Here is a 23,227-nt window from a genome sequence, read left to right as displayed (position 1 = left end):
CCGATACCGGAGGTGCGTCGTGCAGCTCGGCGGGCGACGAGCGTGTTCCTTCGCCTCTCCCGGGAGTACAATAGTATTATTGTGTCTGGAGGGCGGATGGCATATCGACTGGTGTTGACCACCCAGGTACGCGACTGGCTTCACGAGTTGCGCACTGGAGACTCGGTGACGCGGAGGCTGGTGGCCGAGGCCATCGACCGGCTCTTGGATGAGGGCCCGGCCCTAGGGTGCCCCTTGGTGGATTCGGATCAGCGGCTCCGACCTGCACAATCTCAAAGAGTTGCGACCCGGGTTCAGCGGAACCAGCGAAGTACGGATCCTGTTCATCTTCGATCCCCTCCGCAATGCGGTCCTGCTGATTGCGGGCGACAAGTCCGGACAATGGAGCCAGTGGTACCGGCAAGCCATCCCGCTGGCTGAGCAGTGGTATGAGGCGTATCTGAAGGAGTTGCCATGAGCACCGAGTTTCACTCCTACACGCGTGAGGAGTTCATCGCCGAGTTCGTCCACCCCGACGACCGCCAGGCGTTGCAGGAGGCGCGGGAGCGCCGGGTGGCCCAGGTACGCGGGGGGTTCCTGGCCGACATGCGCAAGAAGGTCGGGCTGACCCAAGCCGAGGTGGCCCAGGCGATGGGGGTGTCCCAGCAGCGCGTCTCGGCGATCGAGAACGGGTCCATCGCCGAACTGGCCACCCTCAGTCTGTACATCCATGCCCTGGGCGGAGAAATGAAGGTCATCGCCGACTTCGGGGACACCTGGCAGCGCGTCGCCTGACCGGATCTGGTGGGCGTAGGCCCGCAGGGTGCACCCCGGATCGTGGTGCCCGAGATACTCGCTGAGGGTCGCAGATTCGGATCAGCGCCATCCGGGCAGTACGGCACGTTTCCGAACGATCATGCGACCGCCTGTCCGCGACGGAGCTTTCGCTTACGACGCTTGGCCTCAGCAGCGGCACTGGCCTGCATCTCTCGCCTGTGCTCCTCTTCATGAAGGACGAGCAGCGCCTGCCAGATCTGGCGCGCCTGGCGGTACAAGCCCCTGGCTGCCTCCTCGTAGCGGCCAGGTTCCTGGGAGCGGAGGATCAGGAACTGCCCGCCCTGGCAGGCCCATTCGTACGCGCCGCAGCAGGAGGTTTCCGTGATTCGGATGCGATCCCTAGGTGGGCGCTGGTAGGGCTCCCACCGCAGTCCGGGGATCTCGATCTCAGGAGGCTGACTCAAGGGTCGCGCTCCTCTCGGCGTACTTCTCCAGGTAGCGGTAGACCTTGCGGCGGCTGCGTTGCCATGTGCACTTGTAGGCCAGGTGGAGAGGTGAGTCGGCGACCAGCTCCGTCTGGATGTCATAGGCGATCTCTCCGCGTGTCAGCTTGGGGAGTGGCCTCGCGTGCCATCTGCCGGCGGAGTCGCGCCAGACGTAGAACCGCTTGAAGGCCCCACGCAGGTCAGGAGCGGACAGGGCTTTGCGTGCAGTAGTCATGTGAGATTGCGTCCTCTGTCACCGTTTCGGATACTTGGTGCGCCGAAAATCTTCTCTGTTGAACGTTTGCCCACGTAGATGCTAGGGCCTCATGGCCACAAGCCTCATGGCAATATAGCCCTGTGACACTTGTGTGCTGTGATCGACTACAGCTCTGGGGTGCCGGTCTACCGACAGGTCGCCGCTGCGATCCGCGACGACATCACGGCTGGCCGCTACCAGCCCGGAGCGTGGCTGCCCTCCGAGGCTCAACTGGCGCAGAAGTACGAGGTTGGCCGCGACACAGTTCGCGAGGCGCTGGCCTATCTGCGGGCAGAGGGGCGGATCACGACGGTTCGCAAGCGAGGCTCCATGGTGGCCGTTGAGCCGACGCGGGAGCCGTACGACGTGCCGGACGGAGCCCGGGTGATCACTCGCATGCCGACGCCGGACGAGCGGCGGGAACTGGCGACCTCAGGAGAGCTGCGGGAGTTCGGCGGCATCCCCGAAGGGGTACCGGTCTTCGAGATCATCCCTGGGCCGCGCAAGCACCGTCGAGTGCTCCGTGGCGACCGCATCGAGCTGGTCGTTCGGTGCCCTGGAGGCGACGAATAGCGCTGGACGTTTCTGTGGAATTCTGCGGATTGGGCCGGCTTACGTAGGAGCGTGGCCCTGCCCGGAGGCCGACCTGTGCACTTTCCCTCAGGGGAACGATTCTGCGGATTCTGCGCATAGACGACGCTGAGCGGCGTAGGCGGTCGGCATGGCGAGAGGTGGACGCCGCGGAGCTGCCCTCACCCAGCAACGAGGGCACTGACAAGGACGGCCCAGCGTTCCAGCTCCGAGCGTGATACTCACCGAGCGCTTCCTGATCAGGCCAAGAATCATGATCAAGTTCGGCGGTCCGGCATAGCGGCCGTGATCAACAGCCATCGGACCACGCGCCCGTTCATCCGGTACGTCGCACTCCGTGCCGATCTGATGTCGAAAATCGCTCTTGTAGCAAGATCTTTGCAAAGTTACGCTTTGCCCGTTTGGTAACTGCTCCGAGCCGCACGAGTCAGGGCGCGCGTTCCTGCCGGGTGGGGTGGAGCGACGTCTGGCACCCCTCGTGGGTGCCCCTCGTTGTGGGTCGGAGTGTGACGGCGTATGCGCCGGTATTTGTCGTGGGCTCGTTCTGGGTGGACGTCTGCCGTGGTGGCGGCGATCCTGGTGAGTCTGGTGTCCGGGCTGCTGAGTTTGCAGCCTTTACCAGCGGTTGCCGATGCGGCTGAATCGGTTGCGGCCGTCGGTTTCCATGGCGCTCCGGAGACGCCGAAACAGGCTTTCGGGTCCGCGAAGACCTTGCCGACGCTGGTTTCGTCCCAGGCAACCAAAGCCGTCGATAGATCGGCCAAACGGGATCCGAAGCGACCCAAGGGCGCATTGCCGCTGGAAAGTCCTCACGTTGTGACTGAGGAACCCGCTAAGGGTGGGTTGAAGACGCCCCCACCGTTGACCTGGGAGCCGAAACCTTCTGCCCGGGAGAAGCACGGTGCTGGGGTCTCTCCGGAACCAGCATGGGCGCAGAGTTCCGCAGCAAACACAGCAACTTCCAAGGCGCCATCCACATCGCCGGCCAGCGCCGCGGGGCTGCCACGGCCTGTCATGGCAGTCCGAGCGGCTGGTGAACGGCATTTGCGGCTAACCGTCGATGAACCGACGGTGTCGTCGTTGAATGCGACGCCGGGGCAGTTGGCGTCGGGGGTGTGGGCGTTGTCGGGGACGTCGCCGTTGTTCAGTGCGGCGGTGTCGTATCCGAACAATGAGCCGTATTTTGGTTTGGGTGTTGAGGTGGAGCATGATCCGTCGGCGGCGGGTCAGGGTTCCGGGTTGATCTGGTCGGCGCAGACGCCGGTGACGACGAGCCAGGTCAACAGTGTGATTACTTCGCCGGCGGTGCCGTCAGGGAAGTTGCAGGACGGCTGGCTGATTCGGTGGCGAGTACGTGGCTTGGCGGGTGATAACGGCACGACTTCGCCGATAACGGGCCCGTGGTCGGAGTGGCAGGCGGCGCGGATCGATATCAACAAGCCGACGGTGTCGTCGTTGAATGCGACGCCGGGGCAGTTGGCGTCGGGGGTGTGGGCGTTGTCGGGGACGTCGCCGTTGTTCAGTGCGGCGGTGTCGTATCCGAACAATGAGCCGTATTTTGGTTTGGGTGTTGAGGTGGAGCATGATCCGTCGGCGGCGGGTCAGGGTTCGGGGTTGATCTGGTCGGCGCAGACGCCGGTGACGACGAGTCAGGTCAACAGTGTGATTACTTCGCCGGCGGTGCCGTCAGGGAAGTTGCAGGACGGCTGGCTGATTCGGTGGCGAGTACGTGGTCTGGCGGGTGATAACGGAACGACTTCGCCGATAACGGGCCCGTGGTCGGAGTGGCAGGCGGCGCGGATCGATATCAACAAGCCGACGGTGTCGTCGTTGAATGCGACGCCGGGGCAGTTGGCGTCGGGGGTGTGGGCGTTGTCGGGGACGTCGCCGTTGTTCAGTGCGGTGGTGTCGTATCCGAATAATGTTCCGTATTTTGGTTTGGGTGTTGAGGTGGAGCATGATCCGTCGGCGGCGGGTCAGGGTTCGGGGTTGATCTGGTCGGCGCAGACGCCGGTGACGACGAGTCAGGTCAACAGTGTGATTACTTCGCCGGCGGTGCCGTCAGGGAAGTTGCAGGACGGCTGGCTGATTCGGTGGCGAGTACGTGGCTTGGCGGGCGAGAACGGAACGACTTCGCCGATAACGGGCCCGTGGTCGGAGTGGCAGGCGGCGCGGATCGATATCAACAAGCCGACGGTGTCGTCGTTGAATGCGACGCCGGGGCAGTTGGCGTCGGGGGTGTGGGCGTTGTCGGGGACGTCGCCGTTGTTCAGTGCGGTGGTGTCGTATCCGAATAATGTTCCGTATTTTGGTTTGGGTGTTGAGGTGGAGCATGATCCGTCGGCGGCGGGTCAGGGTTCGGGGTTGATCTGGTCGGCGCAGACGCCGGTGACGACGAGTCAGGTCAACAGTGTGATTACTTCGCCGGCGGTGCCGTCGGGGAAGTTGCAGGACGGCTGGTTGATTCGGTGGCGAGTACGTGGCTTGGCGGGCGAGAACGGAACGACTTCGCCGATAACGGGCCCGTGGTCGGAGTGGCAAACGAGCAAGATTGAGATCAGCAAGCCCGCAGGCTCAGGCCTAGGAGCGATACCGGCAACCCAGAGCTCAGACGCCTGGACCTTTTCCTCGCTGACCCCGCAGTTCTACATGAAGGTGGTCTCTGCTAACGGTGCAGCGTCCTATCTTGCTGCGGAGGTCGAATACGACCCTCTTAGTGGTCAGGGATCGGGCCTGATCTGGTCGGGCAAGGGTACGACCGCGTATGCGTCGGGCTCCAACGCCTGGGTGCAGGTGCCAACCGGCAAGCTGGTGGATGGCATGCTGATCCGCTGGCGGGTTCAGGGTGTTACCACCAATGGCGTGGCTGGTGTCTGGTCGGACTGGCAATCATCCAAGGTTGACCTGAAGAAGCCCACAGTGGCGGGTCTCGGAGTCACACCGGGTACGCAAAGCGCGGGCTTGTGGACGGTCTCGTCGTTGACGCCATGGGCATATGCGCAGGTCACCGACCCAGAAAGCCGCTCGTCGTACCTCAGCGTGCAGGTCGAGCATGACCCGAGCATGCCTACTCAGGGCACTGGGCTGATCTACGCCGGCGCTGGCACGCAGGCCGCTGACTCGGGTTCGAAGGCGTGGGTGCAGATCCCGGCCGGCAAACTGCAGGACGGGTGGCTAGTGCGCTGGCGAGTGCAGGGCAAGACCACCTCCGGCGTGACCGGCCCGTGGTCGGACTGGCAGACCACCAAGATTGACCTGAAAAAGCCCACTGTGGAGGGGCTGGGCATGGATCCGGCCGTCCGCGGAACGGCATCGTGGACCGCGGGCACCTTGACGCCTTGGCTGTATGCGAAGTTCACCGACCCGGAAAACCGGCAGATGAAGCTAGACGTCGAGGTGGAGCACGATCCAGCCGTTGCGAGCCAGGGGACGGGTCAGATCTGGGCCGGCTCATCCGATAAGGAGTACGCGACTGGGACGAATGCCTGGGCGGTCGTGCCGACCAACAAGCTGAAGGACGGCTGGTTGATTCGGTGGCGAGCACGTGCAACGACCGCCTCTGGGGTCAGTGGGGTGTGGTCAGATTGGGTGTACGCGCGTATCAGTGCGCTGCCGTTTGAGACCTTCGCACCTGAGAACAACTCCCAGGTCGGCAGCCTGACCCCGACGTTGTCGGCGCACGCCCGGCCGATCAACGAGGCGCCGGTGCAGTACTGGTTCCAGGTGTGTGAGGGCACCCAGCCGAACTGGACGTGGTGTGAGAGCTCTCCCAACTGGACGACCACGGGCGCCTGGCAGGTGCCCGATGGCAAACTGACGTGGGGTAAGACGTATTGGTGGATGGCCAAGGCGGCGACCAGTACCACCGAAGTGACCTCGGCCTGGCGGACGTTCACTCCGGCGCCGGAGCAGGGCACCATCAACTCGATGCTTGCCGGCGGTACTCAGAACCGCGACTTCAACTACTCCTCCGGTAACTACGCCACCACGGCCACGGATGTGTCGATGCCGGTGGTGGGTCCGCCGTTGTCGGTGACGCGCACCTACAACAGTCTGGACCCGCGAAGCACGGGCGTGTTCGGTGCGGGCTGGTCGACGCGGTGGGATATGCGGCTGGAGCCGGAGCCACAGACCTCCAGCCTATTGATTACCTACCCGTCCGGTGAGCAGATGCGCTTCGCCGCCAAGAGCGACGGTAGCTACGCATCACCTGCGGGCACTTTCGCCACTCTGGCCGCGCAGACGGGGGGCGGCTGGCGGCTGATGGATAAGTCCGCCACCTCCTACTGGTTCAATTCGGCGGGCCGCCTCACCAAGATCACCGATAATCGGGGGCGCAGCCAGGATCTGTCTTACGGTGCGGACGGCAAGTTGGCCAAGGCCACCGCCACTGGCGGCCGATCGCTGACCTTCACCTGGACCGGCGCCCACGTCACCAGCGTGTCCACCGATCCGGTCAACGGCACTCCGATCACCTGGAGCTACAGCTACGACGGCGACAAGCTGGTCAAGGTCTGCCCGCCCACCTCCAGCACGGCCTGCACCGTCTACGCCTACACCGACGCCTCCCGCTACCGCAGCGCCGTCATCGACACAGCACCGGAAGGCTACTGGCGCTTGGGCGAGACCGCGACGGCCACTGGCACGAAGATCGCGAACTCGGCCGGATGGAACATCACCAGCGAAGAGGCCAAGCTCACCGGCGCTACGGCTGATCTGGTTGCCCAGGTGCCGGGTGCGCTGAGCAGCTCGCCGGATACGGCGATGCGTTTCAAGGGCACGACCAGCTCCACCTATGTGGCGCTGCCGCAGGCGACGCTCAGCGGCAAGGGTGGTTACCTGTCGGTGGAGGCGTGGTTCAAGACCACCACGTCCGGCACCGTGATCGGGGAGCAGAACTCGGCCTCCAACACCCCCTCGGCGTTCACCCCTGTGGTGTATGTGGGGACGGATGGGAAGCTGCGCGGTCAGTTCTATACCGGCGCGCATACCCCGATCACCTCGGCCGCCACGGTCAATGACGGCCAGTGGCACCATGTCGTCCTGTCGGGTGCGTTCAACACCCAGACGTTGTTCCTGGACGGCCAGATTGCCGGCACCCTGGCGGGTGAGATCAAGCAGGGCGACCAATGGGAGACCAGGATCGGGTCCGGGTATGGCTCGTCGTCCTGGCCGTACACGACCAGTTCCACGGCGATCTTCCCGTTCAACGGCGACATCGACGAGGTGGCGGTCTACGGCAAGCCGCTGGGCGCGGCCGTCGTCGCCACCCACTACGCGGCCCGGTTGCCGCAGCCTCAGCTGACCCAGGCCACTCTGCCGTCCGGGCGGGTGGATGCGAAGAACACCTACAACGCCGACGGTGGGCGCCTGACCGCGCACACCGACAGCAACGATGGGACGTGGAAGCTGTCGGCGCCGGTCTACATCAAGGAGACCACGGTTTCCACGTTTGCCACCGTCACCGTGACCGATCCGCTGAACGGGACTATCACCTACGTCGCTGACGCCGATCGCGGCAACCGGCAGGTCTCGACGACCGATCAGCTCGGGATGAAGACCAGCTACGGCTACGACACCGGCGGCTATTTGGCCAAGGTGTATGACCCGAATGACAACGTGGTGGAGATGGCCTCCGACGCGCGCGGCAACTTGCTGTCCAAGAAGACATGTCGTACGGCGGGCGTCTGCGCCAGCGAGTACTTCTCCTACTACGTCAACGCCGAGGACCCGTTCGACCCGCGCAACGATCTCAAGATTAGGCATCGCGATGGCCGATCGGCGTCGGCGAGCGATGAGACCTACATGACCAGCTGGTCCTACAACAGCTTCGGCGAGCAGACCAAGGAGACCACCCCGGCCACGGCGGACTTTCCGAACGGCCGCTCGGTCGCCGTCACCTACACCGACGGCACTGAGCCGGCGGTCGGCGGTGGCACCACGCCGGCTGGCTTGATCGCCTCGCAGACGGACCCTAGGGACAACACGTGGACTTACCGCTATACGGCTGCCGGTGATTTGGCTGAGCAGCGCGACCCCGAAGGGCTTCTGGTCAAGCTGAGTTACGACGCGCTGGGTCGGCTGCGGGAGAAGTCGGAGGTGTCGCAGGCCCATCCGGATGGGGTCAAAACCGCCATCACCTACGACGAAGTGGGGCGAGTGGTAACGCAGACCGAGCCGGGTGTGAAGAACGAGGTGTCCGGCGTCACTCACACCAAGCGCACCACGTACGGCTATGACCCGGATAACAACAGGCTCAGCGAAACCATCAGCGACCTGACCGGCGGAGACGTCGAGCGCGCCACCGCCTACACCTACGACACCCACGGCCGAGTCGAAACCGCCACAGACCCCGAGGGCGGTGTCGTCCGCCAGAGCTGGAACGCCATCGGCGGCTTGGCAACGGTGACCGACGCCAAGGGTGCGGTGGTCGAATACGGCTACAGCAAGCGTGGTGAGCTGGCGTCGAAGACGCTGAAGGAGTGGACCGGTAGCCCGGTCAATCCGGAGCCGGCCAAGGACGTGGTGCTGGAGTCGTTCAGCTATGATCCCGGCGGTCGCCTGGCCGCGCACTCTGATGCCATGGGCCGCAAGACCACGTTCACCTACTTCGACAACAACCTGCTGGCCCAGAAGACCGCTACCGCTGTCAAGCTGAACGGCTCCACCACCGCTGCACGCGATGTGGTCCTGGAGGACCACACCTACGACGACGCCGGGAACCAGACCAAGCTGGTCACGGGCGGCGGAAAGGTAACGACCGGCTCCGTTTACGACGCGGCCGGTCGCTTGACCTCGCAGACCCTTGACCCCAGCGACCTGAACCGCAAGACCGTCTTCACCTACGACGCCAACGACAACACGATCAAAACCACCCGTACTGGCACCGGATCCACCCGTACCGAGATCACCGAGTACGCCTACAACAAGACGAACCTGCTCACCAGGACGACCGTCGAAAACGGCGACGTGGACCTCGTCTCCACCGTCACCTACGACGACCGCGGTCTAGCCACCGCCTCCACCGACCCTCGCGGAAACGCTGACGGCGCCAACAAGGCCGACTTCACCACCGAGATGCGCTATGACGCGCTGGGACGTCTGGTCGAGGCCACAGGTCCGCAGGTCAAGGTGGAAAAGGCTGGTAAAGCTACCGACGCACGCCCCACGGTCCACTTCGGCTACGACACACTCGGTGCCAAGACCAACGAGACGGACGCCGAAGGCCGTACCGTAACCTCCGTGTTTGATAAGGCCGGACGTCTGACCGGCCGACGCGCTCCCAGCTACACTCCACCCGGCGGCACCGCGGTCACTCCCACCACTTCGTACTCCTACGACGCTGCCGGGCAGTTGATCTCCTCTACCGATCCGCGCGGCTACACGACCACGTTCGACTACGACAAGCTCGGCCGCCAAGTCCGCATCACCGACCCTGCTCCGGAGGGGCAGACGGCGGGCACGTGGGTGAGCGAGTACGACCTGGCTGGGGAGAAGCTGGCCACCGTCGACCCGACTGGCGCACGCAGCGAGGCCACCTACGACGATCTCGGCCGGCAGATCACCGCCACGCAGATCGAACGCAAGCCCGCCAGCGCCGCTTACACCACGGCCATGGAGTACGACGACGCCGGCCGCCTGGTCAAGCAGACGGCACCGGGCAGCAAGGCAACGTCTTATACCGTGAATGCCGCGGGCGAGGTCAAAACCGTGACGGACCCGCTGACGAACAAGACCAGCATGGACTACGACCTGGCTGGCCGTCTGATCAAGACCACCGATCCGAACCGTAACGCCATCACCGCCGAATACGACCTGGCCGGCCGCAAGACCGCGGTCAAGGACCTGGACTCAACCGGCGCGGTGTTACGCGCCTTCGGCTACGGCTATGACGCGGCGGGCAACCAGATCAGCGCCACATCGCCCGAGGGCCACGTCACCACCCAGACCTTCGACGCGCTGGACCGGACCACCTCACTCATCGAACCGGTCTCGGCCAGTGAACAGATCACCACAAGCTTCGGCTACGACGCCACGGGCGCACGCACCCGGCTCACCGACGGCCGCGGCAACGCCACCTGGACCAGCTACAACACCCTCGGCCTGGTCGAAACGGTGACCGAACCGTCCACCGCCACCCACCCGAACCCGGCGGACCGCACCTGGACCCAGATCTACGACAAGGCAGGCAACCAGGTCGCCACTGTCCAGCCCGGCGGCGTACGCATCGACCGCACCTTCGACCACCTGGGCCGCCTCACCAAGGAAACCGGCGCAGGCGGCGGCGCCACAACAGCGGAGCGCACCTTCGGTTACGACCTGGCCAACCGCCCAACGACTGCCGGCGATTTGACGGTCGACTTCAACGACCGTGGCCTGCCGTTGAAGGTTTCCCGCGGCACCACACAGGAGACGGCCTACGGATACGATGAACTCGGCAACCCCAACCAGCGCATCGACGCCGCAGGTACCTCCACCTTCACCTGGGACAAGGCCAACCGCCTCGAAACCGCCACTGACCCGGTCACCGGCCGTACTCTGACCTACGGCTACGACCCGGCCAGCCGGCTGAAGACCATCACCGCCACCAGCGGCACGGCCAGCACCCAGACTATCGACTACGACAACATGGACCGCGTCACCGGCCAGACGCTGAAGAACGGCTCCGGCACTCAGCTCGCCCAGATCACCTACGGGTGGGACAAGGACGACAACCTCACCACCAAGACCACCACGGGCCTGGCCGGGGCGGGCACCAACACCTACGGCTACGACCACGCCGGACGCCTCACCTCCTGGACCGCCCCCGGCGGCGCCACCACCGCCTATGAGTGGGACGCCGCCGGCAACCGCACCAAGGCCGGTAACGCGACGTTCACCTACGACGAGCGCAACCGTCTCACCAGCGGCGACGGCACTGACTACACCTACACGCCGCGCGGCACCCTGGCCACCAGCACCAAGGCGGGCGCCACCACCAACTACACCTTCGACGCCTTCGACCGGCTCATCGCCGACGGCGACAGCCTCTACAGCTACGACGCCCTCAACCGGACGACCAGCCGCATCCGCGGCACCACCAAGCAGACCTTCGCCTACGCCGGGCTGAGCAACGACCTGGCCGCCATCATCGATAGCAGCGGCGCCGTCCAGGCCAAGTACGCCCGCGATGCCGGCGGCGGACTGCTCGGTCTCAAGGAAGGCACCAGCGCGGCAGTGGCGGCGCTCAGCGACCTACACGGTGACCTGGTGGCCACCTTCACCACCAGCCTGCAGACCTCTACCGCCTACGACCCGTTCGGCACGGTCACCGCCCAGACCGGCACCAAGGTCGGCCTCGGCTACCAGGGGGAATACACCGACCCAGATACCGGCAAGGTCAACATGCACGCCCGCTGGTACCAGCCCAACACCGGCACCTTCACCAGCCGCGACACCGCCGCCCTCAACCCCAACCCCTCCATCCAGGCCAACCGCTACACCTACGCCAACGCCTCACCCCTCACCGGCATCGACCCCACCGGCCACTACACCGTCATCGACAGCGGCTCGCTCGCCGGATCTGGCTACGGTGGCTCCAGCTACTCCGGATCGAATGGTAGCTACACCACCATCCCTGCAGGCGGCTACAGCAGCTCCGGCTCGTTGGGAGGCGGACAGTGCATCGGCCCCTGCGGCAGAGAAGAAATCGGGGGTGGGGCTGTGGCCTGCGACATCTGGGGCTGTGCTGGCGCCGTCGTCGATCCAAGCTGGTCCCACATGATCCAACTGGAGAACGAAAAGAAATTCTGGCTTGGCGACGACGAAATCGCGAGGTTGGGCATGAGAGTCATGCCCAACGGCCGGCCCGTGCCGAAGAGGGCGGACGGGCTGGTCATCGACTTTTGGGACGCCAACTGGGCAGCTCAGCTCGACTTCATGAGCAAGTATGATCCGAGCGTCGACGATGAAGCTCTCGGAGTTATGTGGGCAATTACTGCCGCATATCACAACCAATTTCCGACACACCCAGACGGCTGTTATATAACTTGCGCGGAGGGTCCCCCGGTCAGCACTTCGAAATCGGCTGAGCATCGAGCGGCCGATGAGTTTGCGCGCCTTTGGGCGAAGGTGGAGGGGCCGGAGTGGACCAGCTGGGATGCGGCCAAGTATAAAAACTGGTTGATGATCGGCAGTAAGGAGAAGGCTCGTAAGTACGTGACGGATTTCAAAGAGAGATGGATCAAAGCGTACAAGAATGTCATTGCTGGTGCGGCCGCCTACTGGGGCGTGCCGGGCTATGTTCTCGCTGGTATTGCCTATCAAGAAGTAGGCGGGGCGCCTCCGCTCGATCGGCAGGCTTTCAATATTCGAACGCTCACGGGCAACAAAGAGGCGGCTTTGAATACATCTTTTGGTCCGCTCTCCATTCAGTTCAGGCTCGCGAAATCTCTCTTGGGCTATAAATCAGTGGATGCGACCCTGGCGGAGCAGATCATGGATCTGCTTGAGAGTCCGGCGGGGGGTCTGTTCCTTGCCGCTAAGAATTTGAGGAACCTGCACGACCAAAAGGGCGGCGCCTGGACGGAGTCGGAGCTGCGCCGAGTTGCAACGGCCTATAATGGCTCCGGTCCGGACGCACGTGCGTATGGTGATCGCTTCATGAAGTCCTTGCCGACTGTAAAGCACCTTATCTACGGTGCCACTGTGAGCATCTGAGGAGGGTTATGTGACTACGCCTGTTAACGGGATTCGACCCGGCGGTACCGCAGGGTTGGTCGTCTGGAGAGTCCTCTGGGTGTTGCTTTTTTTGGTGGCTTCTCTGCTCGCCGTATCCAGCCAGCTAATTCCCGTTTACGAATATGCATGGTGGGATGACATGTCTCCAGGCAAGATAGACGAGGATATGCTAATAATCGTCCGTTGGATGCTGCAGTCGGCCTATATTCCTGCAATTGTCTCTTGTGCTCTGCCGGTTCGATCGCGCGTCATGCAGATTTTTTCGGCTATCTTGGGTATCGCTATTTCGGGGCTTCTATTCGTGCTTCCTGAATAGGCTGTGATTGCCGGTCTGGTTGCCCGCAGGAGTCTCACCCAGGGGCTCCCGCGGCACCGTGCGTAACCGTCTTCTATCGCAGGGTTCTTGTCATCCTTAGGGCCTGCAGCGGAATAACCCGTAGCTTTCCGGGATCTCGATCGTTGCTGCGGTATGGGTGTGGCAGCAGAGACGGTGACGATGCTGCTGTATCTGCGCCAGGAGTCCAGCGCGCACGTCCGCGCATACCTGTGGGAGGGTCGCTTTTGGGCCCGCTCCTACTACACCGACTCCACCGGCGAAATGCGCCACCAGCGTCGGTGGCGAGGTGCTGGCGGCCTACGGGTGTGGACCGGCCGGCGGCTCTTGGGGCGGCATGATCGCCGATCGGATCCGCGTCCCGTTCGCCGACCACATGCTCGTCCCGGTCCCCGACGGCATCCCCGCCGCACGCGTCGCGGCGGCCAGTGACAACCTCGCCGACGCCTGGCGGGCCGTCGCCCCCTTGGCCCGGGACGGCGGCACGGTGCTGATCCTGGGCGGCGGCGCCAAGAGCATCGGCCTGTATGCCGCGGGGCTGGCCGTGGCCCTCGGCGCGGACCTCGTCGACTACTTCGACGACGACCCCGCGCGACGGCGCATCGCCGAGTCCTTCGGCGCGCGGGCCCACGCCGGCAGCCGGCCGCGCCGGGCGTACGACGTCGTCGTGGAGGCGATCTCACGGGCCGGCGGGCTCCGGACGGCGCTGCGCTCGCTGGCGCCCGGCGGGGTCTGCACCGCGGTCGGTTACTACCTGGCCACCGGCACCCGCCTGCCTCTCATGCGCATGTACGCCACCGACGCCACCCTCCGCGTCGGCGTCTCCCACGCCCGCGCGAACCTGCCCGCCCTGCTCGACTTCGTCCACCGCACCGGCTTCCCCGCCGAACGCGTCACCACCCTGACCGCCGACTGGGACGACGCCCCGACCGCATATGCCGCGAAGACCACCAAACTCATCCTGGCCCGCGACCCCCTCCCTGACCTGCGTGGTTCCCAGACCATCTCTTGACGGTGGCGCGGCGTGCCGTAGTTGATCAGCTGGGTAAGAGCCCCCACAGCAACAGTCGTACGTGTCTCGGGGGGTTCGGATGCGACTGCGTATTCTCAGTGGACTGGGCCTGCTGGCCGCCGCGGCGAGCCTGACCGGGTGCGACTCGCAGCCCAGCACCGTCAAGATGGCCGACACCAAGGTCGACGCCGCGGCGAAGCTCAAGGCGGCCAAGGTCGCCAAGGCCCAGTTCGCCGCCAAGGTCAAGGCGAACGAGCTGGGGCAGATCCCCGTGCTCATGTTCCACCGGGTCATCGACAAGCCGTCCACGACGGACGACAGGACGCCGCAGCAGTTCCGCGCGGACCTGGAGCGGCTGGCTCGGGAGGGGTACGTGCCGATCACGGCCACCGAGATGGTGACCGGCAAGATCGACATCCCGGCCGGCAAGCACCCCGTGGTCCTGACATTTGATGACTCGTCCCCTTCGCAGCTCACCCTCAACGAGGTGGGCGTTCCCGCGCCCAACACGGCCGTCGCGATCCTGAAGGACGTGGCCGCCAAGAACCCTGGCTTCCGCCCGAAGGCGACGTTCTACGTGACCCGCGACATGTTCGGCAAGACCGTGCGTGAGGAGCAGGCCGAGACGCTGGGCTGGCTCAAGGAGAACGGCTTCGACATCGGCAACCACACCCGCGACCACATCAACCTGCGCGGGCGCTCGCACAAGGAGGTCGAAGAGCAGATCGGCTCGATCGCCAAGCAGATCAACTCCCTGACCGGCATCAACCCGACCACGATCGCCCTGCCGTACGGCAACGCGCCGACCCAGAGGGAGTGGGCCATGCACGGCGGCAAGGAGTACAACCACCAGGGCGCGTTCCTGGCGGGGTACACGCCCGCGGCGTCGCCCTTCAGCAAGGCGTTCGACCCGGTGGCGATCCCGCGGATCAAGGTCATGGAGAAGAAGGGCGACTGCAAGCAGTTCTGCTCGGAGGCCTGGCTGGACTGGCTCAAGAGCAACCCGGACATGCGGTACACCTCGGACGGGGACGTGACCACGGTGGCGTATCCGAAGTTCAAGACGCCGTATCTGCGCAAGACGTTCGCGAAGTGGGGCCTGCCCTACTGACGGACGCGCGCGTTCCGGGTGGTGAACGTGATGCCCGCCGCGCGCAGCCGGTCGATGAGCGGCTGCCCCATGGCCGAGGCCGTCGTGAGCGGGCCCGCCCGGTCCGGCAGGTCGTCGAAGGCCAGGCACAGGGCCGACTCGGCGAACATCTTCGCCGTGTCGCCGTAGCCGGGGTCGCCGCCCGCGACCTCGGTCACCACGCGCTCGCCGCCGCCCTCGCCGAGGAACGTGACCTTGAACCAGTTCCGCGCGCGCTGCTCTGCTGAAGGGCCGTCGCCGGGCCGTACGCGGCTCTGGATCCAGCCGCGTACGGGCGGGATCTGGGCGAGCGCGGCGAAGGCGCCCGCACCGGCCGCCGTGGCCAGGGCCGCGGGGAGTGTCCTGACGGCGTAGTGCTGGCGATAGGTGAAGTCCGGGCCGTAGCGGTCGAGGAGGCGGGCGGAGTAACCGACGATGAACGGGTCCACGGTCGGCATCGGAAGCGCCCAGCCGCCCACGTAACGGACGCCGCCGGGCAGGGAGCTCACCTTGCGGCCGACGGGCCTGGGCTCGGCGGAGCGGCGCTGTGTGCCCTGCTCCACCGCCTGCCGGGCGCGGCCGACGATGGACGCCATGGTGGCCAGCGTGCCGCCCGACGGGCTCATCCGCGCCCGCAGGAAGCCCCGCACCTTGAGCGGGACGCCTTCGGGCAGATGGCCGACGGTGTGGAGCACGCCCAGGTCGAACGGGATCGAGTCGAAGCCGCAAGCGTGCACGAGCTTGGCGCCGCTCCTGGCCGCCCTGTCGCCGTAGCGGACGTAGACCAGGTCCACGAACTCGGGCTCGCCCGTCAGGTCCAGGTAATGCGTGCCGGCCTCGGCGCAGGCCGCCACCAGCGGCTCGCCGTACGTGACGTAGGGGCCGACCGTGGTGGCCAGGACGCGCGTCTGACGGGCGAGCCCGGCCACCGAGGCCGGATCGGTGGCGTCGGCGAGCAGGATCGGCACGTCGAGCCCGAGCCGCTCCAGCTTGGCGCGGTCCCGCCCGGCCAGCGCCCACCGCGTGCGGGGGCCCGCGGCGGCGGCAAGGTAGGCGGCGGTGAGCGCGCCGGTGAAGCCGCTCGCTCCGAAGAGCACGATGTCGTACGGGCGGTCCATGATCCTCACCCTGCCACGTAGATCGGCCGGACACCCGACGAGTCGAGTAAAACCGTGACGTCACGAACGGTTAACGGATCCCTGAGAAGTTGCTGACCGTCGTAAAGTTTGCGTGATTGGGGTTCAGCACACGTGGGGATGACGAATGCCGCAAATCTCGCCGCTGGTCACCGGCGATCCCGCCCATCTGGGGTCCTTCCGGTTGTCCGGACGGATCGGAGAAGGCGGTCAGGGCATCGTTTACCTGGGCGTCAACGACAAGGGGGAGCGCGCCGCGATCAAGCTCCTGCATGTCAAGTTCAGCGGTGACACGATCGCCAGGTCGCGTTTCGCGAGGGAGCTGAAGGCGGCGCAGCGGGTGGCGTCGTTCTGCACGGCCCGGGTGATGGAGGCCGATCTCGACGGCAACACGCCGTACATCGCGAGCGAGTACATCGACGGCCGGCCGCTCAGGGAGATCATCGAGACCGACGGGCCGCTCACCGGCACCGTGCTCGACCGGCTGGCCATCGGCACCGCCACCGCGCTCACCGCGATCCACCACGCCTCGATCGTCCACCGGGACTTCAAGCCCGACAACGTGCTGATCGCCGCCGACGGGCCGCGCGTCGTGGACTTCGGCATCGCCCGGATCATCGACTCCACCGGCACGATCACCAGCCGGGCCATCGGCACGCCCGCCTACATGGCGCCGGAGCAGATCGCCGGCGACGACGTGGGGCCGTATACGGACGTGTTCTCGTGGGGCGCCACCATCGCGTTCGCGGCCACCGGGAAGCAGGCGTTCGAGGGCAACTCCATCGCGGTGGTGCTCAACCGCATCCTCAACCACCAGGTCGATGTCGGCATGATGCCGGAGCCGCTGCAGGGCGTGGTGCGCTCCGCGCTGGCCAAGTCGCCGGCCGACCGGCCCTCCGCCGACCAGATCCTGCTGCGGCTGCTCGGCCAGCCGTCCACGGTGGGGGCGTCCACGGCGGTGCTCACCAGGGGCGTGCAGGTGGCCAGTGACGACACCACGCCGTTCAGCAGGGTGTCCGCCGGGTCGATCACGGACCTGCCCTCCCGGAAGGACGCCGCCCCGGCGGCGCCGCCCTCCCCCAACCAACCCGCCCCCAACGAGCCGGCACGTAACCAACCCGCCCCCAACGAGCCGGCACGTAACCAACCCGCCCCGAACGAGCCCGTACGTGGCGAGCCCGTGCGTAACGAGCCCGGGCGTAACGAGGCGGCCGTGACGACGCCGCCGGAGGCCGCGCCGTACCAGCTGACCGAGCCCGCCGCCCCCGCGCGGTCGCGCCGCGCGAAGGTGTGGATCGCGCTGGCCACCGCGATCGTCCTGCTCGCTGCGGCGGCCGTCGCGCTGGCGATGAAGGGCTGGCCCCTGGCGTTAGGCGAGCAGCCGGAGCCGAGCGAGACGGCCAATCAGGAGGTTCCCGGCACGTTCGCCACAGTTGTCGACAAGGTTGCACAGACCGGCAAAATCGCGATCGGCGTCAAAGCCGACCTGCCCGGCGTCGGCCTGCTGGACAGCGGCGGCTTCGAGGGCTTCGACGTCGAGGTCGCCAGGCGCATCGCCGCGGAGTTAGGGGCGAAGGATCCTGAGTTCGTCCAGGTCACCAGGGACACCCGGGCCAGTGCCCTGGCCGACGGCGAGGTCGACCTGGTCGTGGCCACGTACTCGGTCGACAACAGCGAGACGCAGTTCGCCGGGCCGTACTACCTGGCGCACCACGACGTCCTCGTCCGCGCGGGCAGCGGCATCGACTCCCTCGACGACCTGGAGGGCAAGAAGCTCTGCGCGCCCGACAGCCCGTCCGTCGGCGAGGTACAGGACAAGGTGAAGGTCGAACCCGTCAGCGCCGGCAACTACGCCCTCTGTATGGACCGGCTCAGGAGCGGCGAAGTGGACGCGGTCCCCGGCGACGACCTGATCCTGGCCGGGTTCGCCGCCCGCGAGAACATGCGTTACAAGATCCTCGGCGCCAAGCTCGACAACGAGCGTTACGCCGTCGGCATCAGGAACGGCGACGTCAAGACCTGCAAGGCGGTCAAGGCCGTGATCGCCGACCTCTACCGTACGGGCTTCATGAAGCAGCTCCTCACCAGGCATTTCGCCAGGGTCGACTTCAAACCCGAGCTGAAGGTCCCCGCGATGGAAACCTGCTGATGACAAGCGGGTAACATCCCAAAGCGTCAGCGAATATCCCGCGAGTGAGGGGAAGGCCATGGGGCCCGTCAAGGTGACCGTCACCGGAGCAGCCGGCCAGATCGGCTACGCACTGCTGTTCCGCATCGCGTCGGGGCAGCTGCTCGGTGCCGACGTCCCGGTCAAGCTCAGCCTGCTGGAGATCCCGCAGGCGGTGAAGGCCGCTGAGGGCACCGCCATGGAGCTCGACGACTGCGCGTTCCCGCTGCTGTCCGGCATCGAGATCACCGACGACCCCAACGTCGCCTTCGACGGCGCCAACGTCGCCCTGCTGGTCGGCGCCATGCCGCGCAAGGCCGGCATGGAGCGCGGCGACCTCCTCGGCGCCAACGGCGGCATCTTCGGCCCACAGGGCAAGGCGATCAACGACCACGCCGCCGACGACATCAAGGTCCTGGTCGTGGGCAACCCGGCCAACACCAACGCCCTCATCGCCCAGCAGAACGCGCCCGACGTGCCTGCCGACCGCTTCACCGCGATGACCAGGCTCGACCACAACCGCGCGCTGTCCCAGCTGGCCGCCAAGCTGCAGGTCCCGGTCACCGAGATCAAGAAGATGACGATCTGGGGCAACCACTCCGCGACGCAGTACCCCGACCTGTTCCACGCCGAGGTCGGCGGCAAGATCGCGGCCGAGCAGGTCGACCCCGAGTGGCTGCGCGAGACGTTCATCCCGACGGTCGCCAAGCGCGGCGCCGCCATCATCGAGGCCCGTGGCGCCTCCTCGGCCGCCTCGGCCGCCAACGCGGCCGTGGACCACGTCTACGACTGGGTCAACGGCACCGACTGGACCTCCGCCGCCGTCGTCTCCGACGGCTCCTACGGGGTTCCTGAGGGGCTCATCTCGTCGTTCCCCGTCCGTGCGGCGAACGGCAAGTTCGAGATCATCCAGGGGCTCGAGATCGACGCGTTCTCCCGCGACAGGATCGACGCCAGCGTGCGCGAGCTGGCTGAGGAGCGCGACGCGGTGAAGGAGCTCGGCCTGATCTGATGCCCTGCCCGCCCCCCGCGCAGAGAGCGGGGGGCTTCAGGGTGGACAGGACACGCGCTGCTCGGCGGGTGCGGCCTGCGGCGTGGCGAAGATCACGCCCGCGGAGGCCAGCAGGCTACCGGTCACGATGAGGACACCGAAGAGCAGCTTCGTGACCCTTGGTGAAAAGTTCCTCACATTTCGGTATCACAGCACATTTCTGGGTGCCGTATCACGCATTTGCGGAAAGCGCGTCCCACGCGTCGGACACGATGTCGCGTAGCGACGGCCGCTCGGCCTTCCAGCCCAGCTCGCGCTGGATCCTCGCGGACGACGCGACCAGCACGGCCGGGTCGCCGGGGCGGCGGTCCGCGACGACGGCCGGGATCTCGTGCCCGGTGACCTCGCGGCAGACGGAGATCACCTCCTGCACGCTGAACCCGCTGCCGCTGCCCAGGTTGTAGATCTGGTGCCGGCCTGGCACGATCGCCTCCAGCGCCAGCAGGTGCGCCCGCGCGAGGTCGACCACGTGGATGTAGTCGCGCACGCAGGTGCCGTCGGGCGTCGCGTAGTCGGTGCCGAAGACGCTCACGGACTCCCGCTCGCCGGTCGCCACCTTCAGGACGTTCGGGATGAGGTGGGTCTCGATCGTGTGCCGCTCGCGGTAGCGGCCGTAGGCCCCGGCCACGTTGAAGTACCGCAGGCTCACCGCTCCCAGGCCCCGGATCCCCGCGAACGCGCTCAGCGCGGTGTCCACGGCCAGCTTGGAGGCGCCGTAGGGGTTGGTCGGGCGCGTCGGGTCGTCCTCCTCGATCGGGGAGCGTTCGGGCTCGCCGTACGTGGCCGCCGTCGAGGAGAACACGATCCTGCCCACCCCCTTGTCCCGCATGGCGTCGAGCAGGGCCAGCGTGCCGCCGAGGTTGTTGGACCAGTAGAGCCCCGGCTTCTCCACGGACTCGCCCACCAGCGACTTGGCCGCGAAGTGCAGCACCGCGTCCATGCCGTCGAGCGCGTCATGCGCCTCCGTGATGCTTTTTTGGACAAATCTGGCACCTTCCGGGACCGCGTCCTGATGTCCCGTTGACAGGTCGTCGAGTACGGTCACGTCGTGCCCTGCCTCGATGAGCTGTGCCGCGACGACACTGCCGACGTATCCGGCACCTCCGGTGACCAGTAGCCTCATGTGCGCTCCTGTTCAAATATGTTTGATTTTGTACGGCTTGCCGTTCAGCATACGCGGGAAAGTCGCCGAGTACGCTGCCAACCACCATGTTTGACACCGTCGCGGCCAACATCGCCCTGGTTCTGCTGTTCATCCTGATCGGGGGCTTCTTCGCCGCCGCCGAGATCGCGATGGTCTCCCTCCGGGACAGCCAGGTTCGCAAACTCTCGCAGCGGGGCCGACGGGGCGAGCGGGTGGCCAAGCTCGCCCGTGACCCCAACCGCTTCCTGTCCGCCGTCCAGATCGGCGTCACCGTGGCCACCATGCTGTCGGCCGCGTTCGGCGCCGACCGGCTCTCCGGGCAACTGGTGCCCCTGCTCGAGCAGTGGCGGGTGCCCGCTGCCGTCGCGCCCGTGCTCGCGCTCGTGCTGGTGACGCTGGCGATCTCGTACACGTCGCTGGTGCTGGGCGAGCTGGCGCCCAAGCGCCTGGCGCTGCAGCGGGCCGAGGGCCTGTCGCTGTACGTGGCCCCGTTCCTCGACCGGATCGCGTCCCTGTCGCGGCCGATCATCTGGATGCTGTCGAAGTCCACCGACCTCGTGGTCCGGTTGCTCGGCGGTAACCCGGAGGCCGGCCGTGAGGAGGTCACCACCGAGGAGCTGCGCGACATGGTGGTCGGGCACACCGATCTCACCGCTGACGAGCGCAAGCTGATCGCCGAGGTGTTCGCGGCGGGGAAGCGGCAGCTCAGGGAGGTGATGCTGCCGCGTACCGAGGTGGAGTTCATGGACGCCGACACGCCGCTGGACGATGCGGCCCGCCTGGCCGCCGGGCTGCCGCACTCGCGCTTCCCCGTCTACCGGGACACGTACGACGAGGTCATCGGGTTCGTGCACGTACGGGACCTGCTGGACCCCGAGCTCAACGGGCGGACCGAGCCGATCAGCGCGGTGGTGCCGATCCGGCCGGCGAAGTTCGTGCCCGCGTCGAAGCGGCTGCTCAGCACCCTGAACGAGATGCGCGACGAGGGGCAGCACCTGGCGATCGTGGTGGACGAGTACGGCGGCACGGCAGGCATCGTGACCATGGAGGACCTGGTCGAGGAGCTGATCGGGGACATCAGGGACGAGTACGACGTCGAGGAGGACGTCGTGATCCTGCCCGCCGGGGAGATCGAGATCGACGGCCTCACGAACCTCAACGACTTCGCCGGCGAGACCGGCCTCCGGCTGCCGGACGGCCCGTACGAGACGCTGGCCGGGTTCGTCATGGCGATGCTGGGGCATGTGCCAGCCGTCGGGGAAAAGGTGGAAATAACGGGATTTGAGATGACAGTAACCGAGCTGGACGGCCGCCGTATCTCCAGGGTTAGAGTGAAACGACGTTCCGTGACCGAGTCGCCGCCTGAGCGGGATTCCTGACACAATTGGCTGCTATGGCCAGACCTCGTGTTCTCTCCGGCATCCAGCCCACAGCGGACTCCTTCCACCTGGGCAATTACCTGGGTGCGGTCCGCCAGTGGGTCACGCTGCAGGAGACCCACGACGCCTTCTACTGCGTGGTCGACCTCCACGCGATCACGGTGCCGACCGAGCCCGCCGCGCTGCGCCGCCGCAGCCGCGTGGCCGCCGCCCAGCTCTTCGCCGCCGGCCTCGACCCGGAGCGGTCCACCGTCTTCGTGCAGTCGCACGTACGCGAGCACACCGAGCTCGCGTGGATCCTGATCTGCCTCACCGGCATGGGCGAGGCGGGCCGGATGACCCAGTTCAAGGACAAGTCGGCCAAGTTCGGCGAGAGCGCGGCCAGCGTCGGCCTCTTCACGTACCCGATCCTGCAGGCCGCCGACATCCTGCTCTACCAGGCCGACCGCGTCCCCGTGGGGGCCGACCAGAAGCAGCACCTGGAGCTCACCCGCGACCTGGGCCAGCGCTTCAACCACCGCTTCGGCGAGACGTTCACGCTGCCGGAGCCGTACATCCTCAAGGAGGTCGAGAAGATCACCGACCTCCAGGACCCGACGGCGAAGATGTCGAAGAGCTCCTCGAGCCCCGCCGGCATCCTCGACGTCCTGGAGCAGCCCGGCCCGCTGCGCAAGAAGGTCATGCGGGCGGTCACGGACACCGGCTCCGAGGTGATCTTCGACGAGGAGAACAAGCCCGGCATCTCCAACCTGCTCCGCATCCAGTCCGCGCTGACCGGCACGCCCATCCCCGAGCTGGTGGCCCGCTATGAGGGGCAGGGGTACGGCACGTTCAAGAAGGACGTGGCGGAGGCGGTGGCCGACACGTTCACGCCCATCAGGGAGCGCACGGAGAAGCTGCTGTCGGACGAGGCGGAGCTCGACCGCCTGCTCGCCATCGGCGCGGAACGCGCGTCGGCGGTGGCCAGGCAGACCATGGCCGACGTCCGCGACAAGGTCGGCTTCCTCCCCACGCTGTAGGTCGCGCGGCTCCACCCACCCGTTGCCCTGTTACCGGGTGAGCCTGCTG

General features: G+C 66.3%; 14 protein-coding genes. 11 read left to right on the top strand and 3 right to left on the bottom strand.

The window, feature by feature from the left end; translation table 11 throughout:
* Nucleotides 1-280: 280 nt before the first annotated feature.
* Together ABD830_RS34875 and ABD830_RS34870 are read left to right on the top strand one after the other, a co-directional pair.
* Nucleotides 281-457, top strand: coding sequence for a type II toxin-antitoxin system RelE/ParE family toxin (locus ABD830_RS34875; RefSeq protein WP_344997313.1), 177 nt, complete (start codon nucleotides 281-283; stop codon nucleotides 455-457).
* Nucleotides 454-774, top strand: a complete 321-nt coding sequence (locus ABD830_RS34870; RefSeq protein WP_344997311.1) for a helix-turn-helix domain-containing protein — start codon at nucleotides 454-456, stop codon at nucleotides 772-774. The genes ABD830_RS34875 and ABD830_RS34870 overlap by 4 nt, the downstream gene beginning before the upstream one ends.
* 429 nt (nucleotides 775-1,203) lie before the next feature.
* On the opposite strand, the gene ABD830_RS34865 is transcribed toward ABD830_RS34870, so the two are convergent.
* Nucleotides 1,204-1,476 carry a hypothetical protein gene (locus tag ABD830_RS34865; protein WP_344997309.1) on the bottom strand — a complete coding sequence of 91 codons (273 nt, stop codon included), beginning with the start codon at nucleotides 1,474-1,476 and terminating at the stop codon, nucleotides 1,204-1,206.
* Between the two features lie 138 nt (nucleotides 1,477-1,614).
* Here ABD830_RS34865 and ABD830_RS34860 point away from each other — a divergent pair, with 138 nt between their 5' ends.
* The 5 genes from ABD830_RS34860 to ABD830_RS34840 all read left to right on the top strand — a co-directional run bounded on the left by ABD830_RS34860 (nucleotide 1,615) and on the right by ABD830_RS34840 (nucleotide 15,264).
* Nucleotides 1,615-2,070: a GntR family transcriptional regulator gene (locus ABD830_RS34860; protein WP_344997307.1), complete on the top strand. Its 456-nt coding sequence runs from the start codon at nucleotides 1,615-1,617 to the stop codon at nucleotides 2,068-2,070.
* Nucleotides 2,071-2,649: 579 nt separating this feature from the next.
* Nucleotides 2,650-12,786 (top strand): RHS repeat-associated core domain-containing protein, encoded by a 10,137-nt coding sequence (locus tag ABD830_RS34855; protein WP_344997305.1) that lies wholly within the window; start codon nucleotides 2,650-2,652, stop codon nucleotides 12,784-12,786.
* 10 nt (nucleotides 12,787-12,796) lie between these two features.
* On the top strand, nucleotides 12,797-13,123 hold the full coding sequence (locus ABD830_RS34850) for a hypothetical protein (protein ID WP_344997303.1): 327 nt from the start codon (nucleotides 12,797-12,799) through the stop codon (nucleotides 13,121-13,123).
* Nucleotides 13,124-13,478: 355 nt separating this feature from the next.
* A complete protein-coding gene (locus tag ABD830_RS34845) occupies nucleotides 13,479-14,153 on the top strand; it encodes a zinc-binding dehydrogenase (protein ID WP_344997301.1) in 675 nt (224 codons plus the stop codon).
* A gap of 79 nt (nucleotides 14,154-14,232) precedes the next feature.
* Nucleotides 14,233-15,264 (top strand): polysaccharide deacetylase family protein, encoded by a 1,032-nt coding sequence (locus ABD830_RS34840; RefSeq protein ID WP_344997299.1) that lies wholly within the window; start codon nucleotides 14,233-14,235, stop codon nucleotides 15,262-15,264.
* Here the strand turns inward: ABD830_RS34840 and ABD830_RS34835 are convergent.
* Nucleotides 15,258-16,400, bottom strand: coding sequence for a saccharopine dehydrogenase family protein (locus ABD830_RS34835; protein ID WP_344997297.1), 1,143 nt, complete (start codon nucleotides 16,398-16,400; stop codon nucleotides 15,258-15,260). The two genes, ABD830_RS34840 and ABD830_RS34835, sit on opposite strands and share 7 nt — an antisense overlap.
* Before the next feature lie 145 nt (nucleotides 16,401-16,545).
* On the opposite strand from ABD830_RS34835, the gene ABD830_RS34830 reads away from it, so the two are divergent.
* Nucleotides 16,546-18,567 (top strand): serine/threonine-protein kinase, encoded by a 2,022-nt coding sequence (locus tag ABD830_RS34830; RefSeq protein ID WP_344997295.1) that lies wholly within the window; start codon nucleotides 16,546-16,548, stop codon nucleotides 18,565-18,567.
* Nucleotides 18,568-18,625: 58 nt separating this feature from the next.
* Nucleotides 18,626-19,597 carry a malate dehydrogenase gene (locus ABD830_RS34825; protein ID WP_344997293.1) on the top strand — a complete coding sequence of 324 codons (972 nt, stop codon included), beginning with the start codon at nucleotides 18,626-18,628 and terminating at the stop codon, nucleotides 19,595-19,597.
* Between the two features lie 211 nt (nucleotides 19,598-19,808).
* Here the strand turns inward: ABD830_RS34825 and galE are convergent, their stop codons facing one another.
* Nucleotides 19,809-20,759, bottom strand: a complete 951-nt coding sequence (gene galE / locus ABD830_RS34820; protein WP_344997291.1) for a UDP-glucose 4-epimerase GalE — start codon at nucleotides 20,757-20,759, stop codon at nucleotides 19,809-19,811.
* Nucleotides 20,760-20,845: 86 nt separating this feature from the next.
* On the opposite strand from galE, the gene ABD830_RS34815 reads away from it, so the two are divergent.
* Nucleotides 20,846-22,159 carry a hemolysin family protein gene (locus ABD830_RS34815; protein ID WP_344997289.1) on the top strand — a complete coding sequence of 438 codons (1,314 nt, stop codon included), beginning with the start codon at nucleotides 20,846-20,848 and terminating at the stop codon, nucleotides 22,157-22,159.
* A gap of 14 nt (nucleotides 22,160-22,173) precedes the next feature.
* The gene (gene trpS / locus ABD830_RS34810) at nucleotides 22,174-23,178 is read left to right on the top strand and encodes a tryptophan--tRNA ligase (RefSeq protein WP_344997288.1); all 1,005 of its coding nucleotides are present in this window, start codon (nucleotides 22,174-22,176) and stop codon (nucleotides 23,176-23,178) included.
* Nucleotides 23,179-23,227: the final 49 nt, after the last annotated feature.

Origin of the sequence: Nonomuraea helvata, from assembly GCF_039535785.1 — a bacterium.
Classification (GTDB): Bacteria; Actinomycetota; Actinomycetes; order Streptosporangiales; family Streptosporangiaceae; genus Nonomuraea; species Nonomuraea helvata.
Note: the sequence above shows the minus strand (reverse complement) of the source record. Positions and strands in the feature narration are given on the sequence as shown.